Below are 14,921 nucleotides of genomic sequence, written 5' to 3' on the forward strand. Positions count from 1 at the left end.
ATGTCCCGTTTCTTCATCGATCGCCCGATCTTTGCCTGGGTCCTGGCCATCATCGCGATGCTGGCCGGTACGCTCGCCATTCGTGCTCTCCCCATCGCCCAATTCCCGACAATCGCGCCGCCCGTCATCAAGATCAGCACGCTCTATCCCGGAGCCGACGCGAAGACGCTCAACGATTCGACCACGGCGGTGATCGAGCAGCAGCTCAAGGGCATCGATCATATGCGCTACTTTCGCTCGACGAGCGATTCGGCGGGGAATCTCGCGACCAACGTCACCTTCGAGCAAGGCACCGATCCCGACACCGCGCAGGTCCAGGTGCAGAACAAGGTACAGCAGGCCATGGCGCTGCTGCCGCGCGAGGTGCAGCAGCAGGGCGTCAAGGTCGAGAAGAGTTCATCGGCGTTTGCCCTGATCGTCACGCTGCGCTCGGCCGACGGCAGCCACGACCAGACGGACCTTGGCGACCTCATGGGCTCCAAGCTTCAGGATCCGATCAGCCGGATCACCGGTGTCGGCACCACCCAGATCATCGGCACGCAATATGCGATGCGAGTGTGGGTCGATCCGATCAAGCTCGCCAACCTGCAACTCACCTTCGGCGACGTCAAAAGCGCCATCCTCAAGCAGAATGCCCAGGTATCGGCAGGTGAAATCGGCAACCTGCCGGCGAGGCCCGGCCAGGCGCTCAATGTGACGGTGTCGGCGCAGTCGCGTCTGGAGAGGCCCGAACAGTTCCGCGCCATCCTGCTCAGGACCAATCCGGACGGATCGACCGTCAAGCTCAGCGATGTCGCCGAGGTGGAAATCGGTGGCGAACTCTACAACTTCGATGCCCGCGTCAACGGCAAGCCGGCCGTCGGCCTCACGATCACCCTGGCCGCGGGCGCGAACGCGCTCGATACGATCACGGCGGTCAAGGCCGAGATCGGCAGGCTGTCGAAGGAACTGCCGCCCGACATCCGGATCGACTATCCCTATGACATCACACCCTTCGTCCGGCTTTCCATCGAAGAGGTCGTGCATACGCTCGTCGAGGCGGTCGTGCTCGTCTTCTTCGTCATGCTGCTGTTCCTGCAGAACTTCCGGGCGACGCTCATTCCGACCATCGCCGTGCCGGTGGTTCTGCTGGGCACCTTCGCCGTGCTGCTCGCGCTCGGCTATTCGATCAACAGCCTGACTCTGTTCGGCATGGTGCTCGCCATCGGCCTCCTGGTCGACGACGCCATCGTCGTGGTGGAGAATGTCGAACGGCTGATCCAGGAGGAAGGCCTGTCGCCGGTCGAGGCCGCGCGCAGGTCCATGGACGAACTCAGCGGAGCGCTCGTCGGCATCGGCGTGGTGATTTCGGCAGTTTTCCTGCCGATGGCCTTCTTCGGCGGCTCGGCGGGCATCATCTACCGCCAGTTCTCGATCACGATCGTCACCGCCATGGCGCTCTCCGTGATCGTTGCGCTCGTGTTCACGCCTTCGCTGTGCGCGACGATCCTCAAGCCGTCGGACGGCACGCACCATGAACGCAAGGGCTTCTTCGGCTGGTTCAACCGTCTCTTCGATCGCGGTATCGAACGCTACGGAGAGGGCGTTCGCACGGTAAATCGCAACTGGAAGCGGTCGATGCTGGTCTATGGACTGGTCATTGCTGTCCTGGGCGTGCTTTTCGCGCGTCTGCCGGGCGGTTTCCTGCCGGACGAGGACCAGGGGATGATGATGGCCCAGGTGGTTCTGCCCACCGGCGCCACCATGGAGCAGACCGCCGAAGTCGTGCACCAGGTCGAGAACGCGTTCCTGGTCGGCGAAAAGGCCAATGTCGAGACGGTGTTCAGCGTCGCCGGCTTCGACGGTATCGGGCAGGGCCAGAATGTCGCTGCGGCCTTCCTCAAGCTGCGCGATTGGGATGAGCGCTCGGGCAAGGACAATACCTCATCCGGCATTGCCAACCGCGTCAATCAGGCCCTCGCGAAAATTCGCGGCGGGACGGCGATCGCGTTCATTCCGCCGGCGGTCTTCGAACTGGGCAATGCGACCGGCTTCAACCTCCAGCTCACCGATGTCGGCGGCGTCGGTCATGACCGGCTGATCGCCGCGCGCAACAAGCTCCTCGAACTGGCCCGCAAGGACCCGATGCTGACACAGGTCCGTCCGAGCGGCCTCGATGATGTGTCGCAGCTCAAGCTGCATGTCGATCAGGCGCGGGCAGGGGCTCTGGGTCTCGACCAGGGCGATGTCAACGACGCGCTCGCGACCGCGCTCGGCGGAAGCTACGTCAACGATTTCCTCGACCGGGGCCGCGTGAAGAAGGTGATGGTCCAGGCCGATGCCGCGTTCCGCGGCAGCCCGAACGACATCGGCAGGATCTATGTGCGCGGCTCCTCCGGCCAGATGGCGCCCCTGTCCGCCATTTCGGATACGAGCTGGGGCTTCGGCCCCGCTCGCCTCGAGCGCTACAATGGCCGTCCCGCTATCGAAATCCTCGGCGCTCCGGCGCCGGGCCACAGCACCGGCGCTGCCATGAAACGCATGGAGGAGCTGGCCAGGAAGCTTCCCGCAGGTATCGGCCTTGAATGGAGCGCAATTTCCTATGAGGAACGTCTCGCCGGGGGACAGGCGGGCGCGCTCTATGCCCTTTCGATTCTCATCGTCTTCCTTGCGCTCGCCGCGCTTTACGAGAGCTGGTCAGTGCCCTTCGCCGTCATCCTGGTGGTGCCGATCGGCGCCGTCGGTGCGCTGCTCGCGGCCTGGCTGACGGGTCTCGCCAACGACATCTACATGCAGGTGGGGCTGATCACGACCATCGGTGTCGCCTCGAAGAACGCGATCCTGATCGTCGAGTTCGCCGAGGAAAGGATGCGTTCGGGGCTCGACGCCGCCACGGCGGCCTTTGAAGCTGCCAGGCTGCGCCTGCGGCCGATCCTGATGACATCGCTCGCCTTCGGCTTCGGCGTGCTCCCGCTCGCCCTGTCCAGTGGCGCGGGGTCGGGCGGGCAGAATGCTATTGGCCGCAGCGTGGTCGGCGGCATGTTCACCGCCACCGCGCTCGCTATCTTCTTCGTGCCCCTGTTCTTCTATCTGGTGAAACGTCTCTTCCGTCAGGATCGGACAGATCGAGACGCAGGGGATACGGGCGCCGCCTCGACACCGGCCATCGCATCGGTGGAGGCCTGAGCCATGAACAAACAACACATCCTCCTCGCGGCGCTTCTGAGCGCCAGCCTTGGCGGCTGCATGGCCCCGAAATATGTCCGGCCCGCGCTGCCCGTGCCAGATGCGCTACCCGCGCAGGGAGGGGAAGCGGTCGCCCCCAATCCCGCCGACCTCGCCTGGCGGGCGTTCTTCACCGATCTGCGGCTGCGAAACATTATCCAGCTTGCGCTCGACAACAATCGCGACCTGCGGGTGGCTCTGGCCAATGTGGAGCAGGCCCGCGCCCTCTACCGCGTGCAGCGGGCGGACCTGCTGCCGACGATCGGGGTCAATGGCAATGCGACCTATCAGAACTATCCGGGCGGCGTATCGGGTGCCGGCGGCGCGGGAGGAGGAACCGTCCTTGGCGGCCGCAACGACATCTATACCGCGAGCGTCGGCGTCTCTGCGTGGGAGATCGACCTGTTCGGCCGGATCAGGAATCTGAGCAAGGCGGCGCTCGAGCAGTATTTTGCGTCCGTCGAGAACCGGAACGCCGCGCAGGTGGCGCTGATCGCCGAGGTCGCGACGGCCTGGCTGACTCTCGCCACCGACCAGGAACGGCTGCGGATCGCGCGGGATACCGAAAAGGCGTTCGGAGAGACGCTCGCTCTCACCAGGGCGCGCTTCGCCAAGGGCATCGCCTCCGAACTCGAGGTGCGCCAGGCCCAGACGAGCTATGATCAGGCGCGTTCGGATATCGCCGAAGGCGTCACGCGCGTCGATCAGGCGCGCAACGCGCTCAATCTCCTCGCCGGCACGACGGTCGGCACCGAACTCCTCCCGGCAAACCTGCCCGATGCGGGCACGACGGTCGCACAGCTCCCAGCGGACCTTCCGTCCGAGGTCTTGCTTCGCCGTCCGGACATCGCCGCGGCGGAGCATCAGCTTCGGGCGGCCAACGCCAATATCGGCGCAGCGCGCGCGGCCTTCTTTCCCCGGATATCGCTGACCGCGGCGTTCGGCACGATCAGCCTCGGCCTCTCCAACCTGTTCGGCAATGGCAGCGACTATTGGTCGGTCGCGCCGAGCGCTTCGGTTCCGATCTTCGATTTCGGGCGGAACCAGGGAAATCTCCGCTACGCCGAGGCCACGCGTGATGTGATGGTCGCTCAGTACGAGCGATCGATCCAGACCGGCTTTCGCGAAGTGGCCGACGCGCTGGCGCGGCGCGGGACGATCGACAACCAGCTCGAGGCTCAGGCATCGCTGCGCGAGGCGGCGGCCGTAGCTTACCGGCTGTCGGACGCGCGGTTCCGCTCGGGCATCGATCCGTTTCTCACCACGCTCGACTCCCAGCGCACGCTCTACAGCGCGGAGCAAAGCCTGCTGGCCACACGCTTCGTTCGCGAGAGCAACGCCGTGGAATTGTACAGGGCACTCGGCGGCGGATTGATGTGATTGCGGGTACCGAATGCCTCCCATGTCCGGTCTCGAGCGGGGGATAGCTCGTGGATAAAAAGTTTCACTCCTAGTGTCCGCGCTCGTGGTGTAATTTCCGGTGTAGATTGAGGCGATCGCATGGGGTGGGGCATGCCCCACCCCATGCGATTTCGATCTCGGTGGCCACCGGGCTCATCGGTAAGGTGGAGTTACCACACTTCACACGCCCACCGAGGAGTTGATCCCGATGACCGACGACAGACTACCGCTTGCCGAACTGATGGCGAAGACCGGCGATGGAGATTTCCTGCGCACGATCGCCGAGAGCGTATTGCAGATCATCATGGAGGCCGATGTTGATGGCCTGGTCGGCGCCGGCCGGCACGAGCGTTCCGGCGATCGCACGACCTGGCGCAATGGCTATCGCGACCGCAGCCTCGACACCCGGCTCGGCACGCTCAACCTCAAGATCCCCAAGCTGCGGACCGGAGCCTACTTTCCCGGCTTTCTGGAACCGAGGAAGACCGTCGAGAAGGCGCTGGTCGCGGTGATCCAGGAGGCGTGGATCGCCGGCGTCAGCACCCGGCGCGTCGATGAGCTGGTGCAGGCGATGGGCATGACCGGCATCTCAAAGTCCTCGGTGTCCAAGCTCTGCAAGGACATCGACGAGCGCGTCCACGCCTTCCTCAAGCGGCCGCTCGCCGGTGACTGGCCCTACCTCTGGCTCGATGCCACCTACCTCAAGGTGCGCGAGGGCGGACGGATCGTCAGTGTCGCCGCTATAATCGCCGTCGCCGTCAATACCGAGGGCAAGCGCGAGATCGTCGGCCTCCACATCGGCCCCTCCGAAGCCGAGGTGTTCTGGTCCGACTTCCTCAAGGACTTAGCCCGCCGCGGGCTGACTGGCGTGAAGCTGGTCATCTCCGATGCCCACGAGGGCCTCAAGGCGGCGATCACCCGCGTGCTCAGCGCCACCTGGCAGCGCTGCCGCGTCCACTTCATGCGCAATGCCCTGGCCTACGTGCCCAAGGGCCAGAACACCGTCGTTGCCGCTGCCATCCGCCAGGTCTTTCTCCAGCCCGACCATGCCGCCGCGACACAGGTCTGGCGCCAGGTCGCCGACCAGTTGCGCACCCGCTGGCCGAAGCTCGGCGCCTGCATGGACGATGCCGAGCACGACGTGCTCGCCTACATGACCTTCCCCGAGCAGCACCGGGTCAAACTCCACAGCACCAATCCGCTGGAACGCCTGAACAAGGAAGTGAAGCGCCGCGCCGATGTCGTCGGCATCTTCCCCAACGAGGACAGCATCATCCGCCTCGTCGGCGCCGTCCTGCTCGAGCAGAACGACGAATACCAACTCCAGCACCGCTACATGCAGATCGAGGGCATGGTCGCCCTTGCCACACCAATGATCGAGGAGGTTCAGCCGCTACAGATTACACCCAAGGCCGCCTGAAAATGCAGCCCATTGGCCACACCCGATTTTACACCACATTGACGGACGCGACCGTTTCACTGAGCGAGGGATCAGTGGTGGCCTTTGCTGGACGATGCACGCCAAGCGCACTTTTCGATTGATGACTACGGTGCCGTTGATCGTCCGGTAGCACAACATTCATATCCCGATCCGATTCAAGGGGATCGGTGCCAGCAACAACGGCGCGCACGCAGAAACTTGTCTGTCCGTCCCCTTGATGGTCCTCACGGCGCTTCCTATCTTGTGGGTGAGAGTGAGCGCTCATTCTCAAGATAGGAAGCGCAGGAATGAGGAAAACACAAATGAGAAAACTGTCTGCAGCCGTTGCGGTTCTGGCCTTCGCCACGAGCGCCCTGCCAGCTTCGGCCCAGGTGTTCCAAGGGCCCTATGTGGGTGGGCAGGTGGGCTGGAACCATGACAAGGTCGGGCGAGCCGATACCGACGTCGGCCCCATCGAAATTCGGAATTCGAGGGACAGTTTCACCGGTGGCGCCTTCGTCGGTTACAACCAGACGGTTGCGCCGCACGTGGTGCTCGGCCTGGAAGGGGGCTTCGAAATCGGCGCCAATGACGCTGTCCGTCGTGGCGGCGCGGTCATCGATCCCGACTACACATTCGATGTTTCGGCCAGGGCGGGCTATCTCATGGACGAGCGTTCCTTGATCTACATCCGGGGCGGCTATGAAAACAGCCGAGCGTCCGTGCGGACGATCGGAGTAAATGGCCCCATAAGAGATCACGACAATTTCGACGGTTGGAGCGTTGGGGGCGGTGTAGAGCGAGCCCTCACCGACAGGCTCTCTGCCCGGATCGAATACCGCTATAGTGATCTCGGCAGCAGTGGCGAGACTTTCGATCGTCACAAGGCGCTAGTGGGCGTCGCCTATCATTTCTGATGCGTTAGCCGCGCGGCGTCATATGCCCTATATGGCGCCGCCGGACGCAATCGCGCAAAATGGCTGACGGGCAAGCGACCCGCCGAAGCGCGGCTGCCTGCAGCAGGTTGCTGGCGAGAAGCTGTTTGCTGGGGTAATTGCCCGCCGCATCGTCTTTCTCTGGGTTGATGCCGGAGACACAGGCTTCGGTGTCAACCGATCTGCGCACGCACGAATTCGGCGCGAGCGGCAACGCTGGCCTTGGGAAGTTCAATCAGCGTATAGCCAAGCTCGCGATAGACGATGACCATAGCCTCGTAAGTGCGATGCGCGGTTTCCTCATCTTGCTTGCGTTCGGCATCTTGAGTGTAGATTTCCGGCCAAGGCGGGGCGACGAAGACGCGCGGGTTGTAGCGAAATGATTTCGCGGCCCGCTGGATATGAGACCGCACATTCAGGCCCTCGAACCGAAGATAGCCCAGGACGTCTGGCACGCCGCGATCGAAGATGACCGGTTCAGAACCATCCCGCTGCAGCGCCGCGTGATAGGATCGCATGTCCCAGGAGAGCATGAGTTCGGCGAATAGCGCTCGATCCCGCCACGGCAATGCCGGACCGCCTATGGCGATCTGATCCTGAATGATGCCTCGGCCGGCTTCGATCGAGCGTGCGAAGCCGTGACCTTCAAGATGATCTAGCAGCGTGCTCTTACCCGAGCCGGGGCCGCCTGTGAGGACATAGAAATCTCGTGATGATGGATGCAATGAAACCTCCATGGAGCAGCAAGGGAGCGCGCCAACGGCATCCCCGTGATCGTGCCAAGGAAGAGTTGCTCTCGCAGGCGCTTGCGCGGGCCGGAGCGCGGGCGGCACTGCATCCGATTGGATGCATCAATGGGATTGGAAAGGGGGAGCAGTGGGACTTGGCCAACGAAGCGGCGGCAGCAAATCCATAATGAAAAATCGCCGATGCAGGTAAGGCTTGGTAGCTCAGCCTCAGCGGCGATTATCCATTGTATGCTATCAAATTGTGTGAAATAGTATTGATCTGAGCATCTGGCAGGGGAGTCCATGAGCACGCTCAATTCCGCCCACGTTACCGCCATCGGCGACCGCACCGGCATCGTCGGGATGGCGCCCGATGGCAATGGGAGCTTCGGCTCGTCGGTGACGCTCGAGGCGACGATCACCGACCCTGACCATATGACGGCCGAGGCGATCGTGGACGAGCCGCATCGGGTCTGCCTCTATTCCAATGCGGTGCACGGCAATGTCGACGTCGCCCCCCGCCTTGCCGTCAACTGAGCAGACCGGCGTGGATCGGCCGGATATGGACGAGGACCTGCTCGATCTCGATCGGCAGGTCTGCTTCCCGCTTTATGCCGCCTCCAATCTGCTGACCCGCCTGTACCGGCCGGTGCTCGCGGAGATCGGCCTCACCTATCCGCAATATCTCGTCATGCTGGTGCTGTGGAAGGAGGCGCCCCTGACGGTCGGGTCGCTGGGCGATCGTCTCCATCTCGACAGCGGCACGCTCACGCCGTTGCTCAAGCGGATGGAGTTGGCGGACCTGGTCACCCGCACCCGCGACGTTGAAGACGAACGGCGCGTGCTGATCGATCTGACACCCAGGGGGCGTGCCCTGCGCGCTGATGCCCGCGACGTGCCCGCCACGCTCGCTGCCGGGCTCGACATGCGGCCGGAGGATGTCGGCGAACTGCGCAGCCGGGTGCAGGCGCTGGTCGCTGCGCTGTGTAGGGCGGGGACGGGCCAATGATCCTCGATCGACCTTCAGGAGAATGCGGATAGGCGGGCGAGAAAGCACGAGCCCACAGTTCCGATGGCAGAGATCCTTCCATCTCTCGATAGTTTCCGAAAGGTGACAGGATATCACGATCTCATTTTTCGGAATCTCGACGAATTCAGCAAGGGAAAGACCCGGTCAATGGACGACATCTACAGTTTCACCGTCAAGGCTGCGGATGGCGGCGAGGTGCCGCTGACCCAATATCGCGGACAGGTGTTGCTGATTGTCAATACGGCCAGCAAGTGCGGGTTTACGCCTCAGTATGAAGGGCTTGAAGCGCTACATCGTGACCTTCAGGCTCGCGGTCTCATCGTGCTCGGCTTCCCTTGCAACCAGTTTGGTGGTCAGGAACCCGGCGACGCCGCGGAGATCGCGAACTTCTGCAAACTTAACTACGATGTCGAATTCCCGCTGTTTGCCAAGATCGAGGTCAATGGGCCGAAAGCAAGCCCGCTCTACGAGTGGTTGAAGACGCAGGCACCCGGCGTTCTCGGCAGCAAGTCAATCAAGTGGAACTTCACCAAATTTCTGATCGATCGCGAGGGCCGTGTCGTTGGCCGCTTCGCTCCGACAACCAAGCCAGAGGCGCTGCGCGGTGAGATCGAGAGACTTCTGTGACCGGATGATAGACGAGCCGTCCCTATCAGTTGAATGGTATTTTCAGCGACATCTCTTGCCGTGCACTCGCGCGACTAACGGCCAATTGCCGATCAGCACAGCATCTATAGTAGCTCAAGCAGGAACCCGGTTACTTCAGAACCAGAACCTGACGCCAGCGACGAGGGCGGTGGTATCGATATCGTCGCCGGCCAGCCGAGCGAGCCGGGCGGTGCTCCCTATCCTGCGCTCCCAGGAGACGCCGACATAGGGCGCGAACTCGCGGCGGATCTCGTAGCGCAGGCGCAGGCCCAGCTCGACATTGGACAGGCCCGCGCCAATCTTGTTCTCCGGCACGTCCTGCGCGGCGAAGTTGAGCTCGGCGCGCGGTTGGAGGACGAGGCGCTGTGTGATGCGCTGGTCGTAATAGCTTTCGATCCGCGCGAGCAGGTCGCCCTTGTTCGACAGGAAGAGGGCGGCCTCGGTCTCGAACCAATAGGGCGCGAGCCCTTCGACGCCAACGGTCGCATAGGTCCGCGCCGGCCCGGGCTCGAAATCCTGCCGCACGCCCAGCTGCAGGTTCCAGTAGGGATCGAGCGCGCGCGAATAGAGCGCCTGCAGCTCGGCCGCCTCGATCTTGTCGTGGAATGCGCCTTCGCCCTCGCTCTTGATCACCAGACGGTTGAGATCCCCGCCGAACCAGCCTTGGCCCACCCAGCGATAACCGTCACGGCCCTTGCGCGCCTGATATTCGGCGAGGTTGAACATGACCTTGTGGTAGGTCATTCCGCCATGCGTGCCCATCAGGCGCGCTTCCGCCGCAGCCATCGCGTCGGCGCCGTAGAACCGGTCGGCGCTGCGGTCCTGCGCGATCGGCGGGGGCGGCGCGTTCCCCGCCGGCAGGTCGGTTCCGCTCGCCGCCGGCGACGCGCCCTCGATTGCCGGCGTGGCGTGGTCCTGATGCTCGGTCGGTTTGCCCTGGCGCATGTCCATGCCGGGCATCGCCGACATGTCGTGGCCGGGATCGGTCTGCGCGACGGCCGGCGCTGCGATCGCGATCAGAGGGAGGCCGAGGAGACGCAGCGCCTTCATGCCGGTGCTCCCGCGAACGGGCGGACCTGAACGACGCGCATCATCCCGGCGAGCATGTGGAAGAACATGTGGCAGTGGAACGCCCAGTCGCCGGGCGCCGCGGTCACGTCCCAGCTGACCTTGCCGCCGGGCGCTACGTTGATCGTATGCTTGCGCGGCGCATGTTCGCCATGCCCGGTGACCAGCTCGAAAAAATGGCCGTGGAGATGGATCGGATGGGCCATCATCGTGTCGTTGACGAGCGTCACCCGAACCCGCTCGCCGGCACGCATCGGGATCGGCTCATGCGCCTCGGACATCGTCCTGCCGTCCATCGACCACATGTAGCGCTCCATGTTGCCGGTCAGATGGACCTGGATCTCGCGGGCCGGCGCGCGCACGTCGGGATTGGCCTCGAGCGCGACCAGGTCGCGATAGACCAGCGCCTTGTGGCCGGCATCGGCGAGCCCCTGGCCCGGCTCTCCGGTGCGGTCGACCGGCATCGGCGCGATCGTCTGCACGCCGGGGCCGAGCAGGACCGACGGGGCGTTGGCCGGATCGCGCATCTTCATGCTGCCATGCGCCATGGCCGGCATCGCGCCGTCGGGCTTGCTGAGGTCGATGCCGCCGCCCACCATGGCCATGCCGGACATGTCCATCCCCATGTCCTTCATCGTCGCGACCGGCCTCGGACGGAGCGGCGGCACCGCGGCGATCATGCCTGCCCGCGGCGCGAGCGTGGCGCGCGCCATGCCCGATCGGTCGACCGCTTCGCCGACGATCGTGTAGGCGCGCTCGGCCGGCGGGGTCACGATCACGTCGTAGGTCTCGCCCGGCGCGAACTGGAATTCGTCGACCTCGACCGGGCGCACCGCCTGGCCGTCGGCATGGACGACCATGAGCTTGAGACCGGGAATGCGGACGTTGAAGATCGTCATGCCCGCGGCATTGACGAAGCGCAGCCGGACCCGCTCGCCGGGCCTGAACAGCGCCGTCCAGTTATCCCGAGGGCCGTGCCCGTTGACGACATAGGTGAACACCGATCCGGTCACGTCGGAGATGTCGGTGGGATCCATCCGCATCGCGCCCCAGCGCAGACGCTCGGCGAGCGGCTGATCCCTGCCCGCGAGCAGGCCCGCGAGCGTCTGGCGCTGGCGGTTGAAATAGCCGGGCTCCTGCTTGAGCTTCCTGTAGATGCTGAGCGGATGCATCCGGCCATGATCGGACAGCATGATCACATGCTCGCGGTCCGCCCTGACGGGGTCTTCGCCGGCGGGAGCGATGACGATGGGGCCATAGAGGCCCATGAGCTCCTGCAGCCCCGAATGGCTATGATACCAGTAGGTGCCGGACTGCTCGATCGGGAAGTCATAGGTGAAGGTCGAGCGCGGTCCGATCCCCGGGAAGGACACGCCCGGTACGCCGTCCATCTGGGTCGGCACCAGCATGCCGTGCCAGTGGAGCGAGGTCTCCTCGTCAAGGTCGTTGGTGACGCGCAGGCGCACGCGCTGGCCTGCGCGCAGCCGCAGCAGCGGCGCCGGGACCGTCCCGTTGATGCCGGTGGCGCGCGCGCTGCGTCCGTCGACCATGAGCGTCTGCCCGGCGATGCGCAGGGCAATGTCCGCGCCGGCCAACTCCGGGATCGGGTCGGTCGTGCCGGCCGAGACCGGCTGCGCCCAGGCCGGCAGCCAGCCGGCCGCGATGCTGCCACCTGCGACGGCCGCGGCCCGCAGCAATGTCCGGCGGTCGATAGGCGATGACGGCATGGGATGTCCCTGTTGAAGCTCCGGCCTGAATACGCAGCCCGTCGCTCAATCCCTCAGCAGTTCGGCCAATTTGGCGCGCGCCCGATGCAGCCTGGTCTCGACGGCCTTCTGGCTGACCCCCAGCACTTCGGCGGTCTCGGCTTGCGACAGGCCTTCGATCGTTCTCAGCATCAGCGCCTCCTTCAGCCGCGCGGGAAGCGCGGCAACCGCGTCCAGGGTGCGGCGGAGCTCCTGGGCGTCGGCGAGCTGGGTCTCGGGCGACACCTGATCGGCGGCAACCTCGGCCGCCGCATCGATCGGCAGCGCAAAGGACAGCATGCGCCGGACGGCGCGGCGGCGCGCCCAATCGTGGCACTTGTTGATCGCGATGCGCGCGATCCACAGACGGAATGGTCGAGACCCGTCATAGCGGTCGAGCGCCGCGAAGGCCGAGATGAAGCAGGCCTGCGTCACGTCGAGGGCGGCGTCGGCGTCGCCGATCTGACCGCGCACCAGCCGATAGACCGAATCGCGATGGCGCCGCATCAGTTCGCCATAAGCCGGCTGCCGCCCGGCGCATGCCAATGCGGCCAGCTCGCCGTCCGAGCAGGCGGCGAGATCGAGGCTCACCGCTCGTTGGCCGTCAATGCTTTCACAACCGCCCGGTCGAACCGCGCCGCCTGATCCGGGCGGAGCACGCCGCGCATCGCGAAAACGTGCTCGAGCGTTTCTTTCTGGAGCTCGCCCATGGTCTGGTGCGAACGATCGACCGCGGCCTGGACGGCCGGCCCATAGCCATGTTCAGCCTCGATCGCATCGGCGAGGCGCGCATTGTCGGCACGTAGCTGCAGCTCCAGCGCCTGCTTGCGGATCGCGAACCGCGCCTCGATGGCCTGGATGCGCGCCTTTTGGCCGGGGTCGAGATCGAGTTGTCGGTGCAGCAGGCTGTGCAGCTCGGTTTCGACCGGCGCCTGTCGCGCCACATAAGCGCGGCCGACGAGGACGCCCGCGATCGCCGCCGCGAAGGCGATGAGCGCGATCAGCAGCAGCCGGCGCCAGTCCCTCATTCGCTCGCGCCCAGCAGGGTCGACGGGGCAAGCGCCGGGGGAGCGCCGAACGGCGCGATGTCGGCAGCGCCAACGGGAGCGGACGGAAGCAGGGCGCTCGCGAACCCGAGTGTCAGCGCCACCGTTGCGGCAAAACCGAACATTGCGCCGGAGATGGTGCTGCGGATGGCGGGCCGGACGGCGAGTGCCGCCAGGACCGATCCGTCGATCGCCGACAGGCCAGGATGCACGGGAAGGTCGCGAAGGCGCGCGAGCGCCGCTTCGACATCTGTCATCGGGGTCGTTCTCCTCAATGCCTCCTTTACGCGCTGGCCGGACAAATCCCTCACAGGAAGACATGAGGGCTGGGTCCGCGTGCTGCGTATGGAGGCATAGGAACTGAAAGGACGCCCCCATGCACGCATTCCGTCTCGCCGCCGTCGCTGCAGTGCTCGCGACCGCCACGCCGGCGTTCGCCCATCCGAAGCTGCTGGCTTCGACCCCCGCCCCGGAGGCCATAGTGAGCAACGTCACCCAGGCGACGCTCAGCTTCAACGAAAGCCTGATGGCGCCTCTATCCGGGATCGACCTTGCGATGACGAGCATGCCGGGAATGGCCCATCACGAGCCGATGAAGATCAGCGGCTTCCAGACTTCGGTCGGCGCCGACGGAAAGACGCTGACCGCGACATTTCCTCGCCCGCTGCCGGCCGGGACCTATCAGCTCGATTGGCATGCGGTGGCGGCCGATACCCATCGCGTTACGGGAAGCGTGACCTTCACCGTGCGCTAGACCGATGGAAGCCTTGCCCATCATCGCGGTGCGTTGGGCGCTTTATGGTGATCTCGGGCTGTTGTTTGGCATGCCGCTATTCGGTCTCTATGCCCTGAGAGGCCGGGAACGGGAGACCGAGCCGGCGGAACGGGCAGTTTATGCTGCGCTGGCCATCGCGGGGTTCCTGCTCAGCGCGCTCGGCTTCGCGCTGACGGCCGCTGCGATGAGCGGTACGACGCTAGCCCATCTCGATCCGGCGATTCTGGCGATGCTGCTTCGGCAGACCAGCCTCGGTTGGGCATGGCTCGGCAGGATGGTCGCGCTGGCGCTCGCGCTCGGCGTATCGGCGTGGCGACCGATCCCTGCCGGCGCGCGCTTTGTGGCGCTGGCCGCGTGTGGCGGCTTCGCCGTCTCGACGCTCGCCTGGTTCGGACATGGCGCCGCGAGCGAAGGCGCGCCAGGCTATATCCATCTCGGCGCCGACATCGTCCACCTGCTCGCTGCATCCGCCTGGATCGGCGCGCTGGCGATGCTGCTGGTGCTGGTGGGGTCCGGCGTCTCCTCATCGCATCGGCGCGTCATGGCGGCACATGACGCGCTCGCGAGCTTCAGCACGATCGGCACGATGCTCGTCGGCCTGATCATCGCGACGGGCGTGATCAATGGTGCCTTCCTGGTCGGAGCCGACGCCATCACCCTACTGGGGCGTTCGCTCTACGGCCGGCTCCTGCTCGCCAAGCTGATGGCGTTTGCGGCCATGCTGGGGTGCGCCGCGCTCAACCGCTTCCGCCTGACGCCGCGCCTTGCGGAGGCAAGCGGCCAACCTGCGATCGCCGACGCGCTGGCCGCCCTTCGCCGCAGCATCGCGATCGAAACCGTGCTGGCCATACTGGTTCTGGCCCTCGTCGGCTGGCTCGGCACATTGGAGCCGCCTCTGCCCGCGTCCTGAGGGCGCTAGCG

The 14,921-nt window shown here is 65.0% G+C and carries 15 protein-coding genes; 9 read left to right on the forward strand and 6 right to left on the reverse strand.

The features are described from left to right. From KNJ79_RS08830 to KNJ79_RS08845, 4 genes are all read left to right on the forward strand, one after another. The gene (locus KNJ79_RS08830) at positions 1–3,165 is read left to right on the forward strand and encodes an efflux RND transporter permease subunit (protein WP_317153625.1); all 3,165 of its coding nucleotides are present in this window, start codon (positions 1–3) and stop codon (positions 3,163–3,165) included. A gap of 3 nt (positions 3,166–3,168) precedes the next feature. After that, a complete protein-coding gene (locus KNJ79_RS08835) occupies positions 3,169–4,584 on the forward strand; it encodes an efflux transporter outer membrane subunit (protein WP_317153626.1) in 1,416 nt (471 codons plus the stop codon). 229 nt (positions 4,585–4,813) lie between these two features. Further along, positions 4,814–6,025 carry an IS256 family transposase gene (locus tag KNJ79_RS08840; RefSeq protein ID WP_317153627.1) on the forward strand — a complete coding sequence of 404 codons (1,212 nt, stop codon included), beginning with the start codon at positions 4,814–4,816 and terminating at the stop codon, positions 6,023–6,025. Between the two features lie 323 nt (positions 6,026–6,348). After that, positions 6,349–6,942, forward strand: coding sequence for an outer membrane protein (locus KNJ79_RS08845; protein ID WP_317153628.1), 594 nt, complete (start codon positions 6,349–6,351; stop codon positions 6,940–6,942). Positions 6,943–7,133: 191 nt separating this feature from the next. Here KNJ79_RS08845 and KNJ79_RS08850 read toward each other — a convergent pair whose 3' ends face one another. Then, on the reverse strand, positions 7,134–7,697 hold the full coding sequence (locus KNJ79_RS08850; RefSeq protein WP_317153629.1) for an AAA family ATPase: 564 nt from the start codon (positions 7,695–7,697) through the stop codon (positions 7,134–7,136). Between the two features lie 294 nt (positions 7,698–7,991). Here KNJ79_RS08850 and KNJ79_RS08855 point away from each other — a divergent pair, with 294 nt between their 5' ends. The 3 genes from KNJ79_RS08855 (at position 7,992) to KNJ79_RS08865 (ending at position 9,345) form a co-directional block, all read left to right on the forward strand. Next, positions 7,992–8,225 (forward strand): OsmC family protein, encoded by a 234-nt coding sequence (locus tag KNJ79_RS08855; protein WP_317153630.1) that lies wholly within the window; start codon positions 7,992–7,994, stop codon positions 8,223–8,225. Positions 8,226–8,250: 25 nt separating this feature from the next. Continuing rightward, positions 8,251–8,697 (forward strand): MarR family winged helix-turn-helix transcriptional regulator, encoded by a 447-nt coding sequence (locus KNJ79_RS08860; protein ID WP_317153631.1) that lies wholly within the window; start codon positions 8,251–8,253, stop codon positions 8,695–8,697. A gap of 168 nt (positions 8,698–8,865) precedes the next feature. Further along, the gene (locus tag KNJ79_RS08865; protein WP_317153632.1) at positions 8,866–9,345 is read left to right on the forward strand and encodes a glutathione peroxidase; all 480 of its coding nucleotides are present in this window, start codon (positions 8,866–8,868) and stop codon (positions 9,343–9,345) included. 135 nt (positions 9,346–9,480) lie between these two features. On the opposite strand, the gene KNJ79_RS08870 is transcribed toward KNJ79_RS08865, so the two are convergent. Genes KNJ79_RS08870 through KNJ79_RS08890 form a run of 5 tightly spaced genes read right to left on the reverse strand, consistent with a single transcriptional unit; the run spans position 9,481 to position 13,482 of the window. Next, entirely contained in the window at positions 9,481–10,416 is a 936-nt protein-coding gene (locus KNJ79_RS08870; protein ID WP_317153633.1) for a copper resistance protein B, read from the reverse strand. Continuing rightward, positions 10,413–12,161, reverse strand: coding sequence for a copper resistance system multicopper oxidase (locus KNJ79_RS08875; protein ID WP_317153634.1), 1,749 nt, complete (start codon positions 12,159–12,161; stop codon positions 10,413–10,415). Before KNJ79_RS08875 ends, KNJ79_RS08870 begins: the two co-directional genes overlap by 4 nt. A gap of 45 nt (positions 12,162–12,206) precedes the next feature. Next, positions 12,207–12,770 (reverse strand): RNA polymerase sigma factor, encoded by a 564-nt coding sequence (locus KNJ79_RS08880; RefSeq protein ID WP_317153635.1) that lies wholly within the window; start codon positions 12,768–12,770, stop codon positions 12,207–12,209. Further along, entirely contained in the window at positions 12,767–13,207 is a 441-nt protein-coding gene (locus tag KNJ79_RS08885; protein ID WP_317153636.1) for a periplasmic heavy metal sensor, read from the reverse strand. Before KNJ79_RS08885 ends, KNJ79_RS08880 begins: the two co-directional genes overlap by 4 nt. Further along, positions 13,204–13,482, reverse strand: a complete 279-nt coding sequence (locus KNJ79_RS08890; RefSeq protein ID WP_317153637.1) for a hypothetical protein — start codon at positions 13,480–13,482, stop codon at positions 13,204–13,206. The genes KNJ79_RS08885 and KNJ79_RS08890 overlap by 4 nt, the downstream gene beginning before the upstream one ends. A gap of 119 nt (positions 13,483–13,601) precedes the next feature. Here KNJ79_RS08890 and copC point away from each other — a divergent pair, with 119 nt between their 5' ends. Continuing rightward, positions 13,602–13,979, forward strand: a complete 378-nt coding sequence (copC, locus tag KNJ79_RS08895; protein ID WP_317153638.1) for a copper homeostasis periplasmic binding protein CopC — start codon at positions 13,602–13,604, stop codon at positions 13,977–13,979. A gap of 4 nt (positions 13,980–13,983) precedes the next feature. Then, on the forward strand, positions 13,984–14,910 hold the full coding sequence (copD, locus tag KNJ79_RS08900; RefSeq protein WP_317153639.1) for a copper homeostasis membrane protein CopD: 927 nt from the start codon (positions 13,984–13,986) through the stop codon (positions 14,908–14,910). Positions 14,911–14,921: the final 11 nt, after the last annotated feature.

The organism is Sphingopyxis indica (assembly GCF_032879645.1).
GTDB classification, from domain to species: domain Bacteria; phylum Pseudomonadota; class Alphaproteobacteria; order Sphingomonadales; family Sphingomonadaceae; genus Sphingopyxis; species Sphingopyxis indica.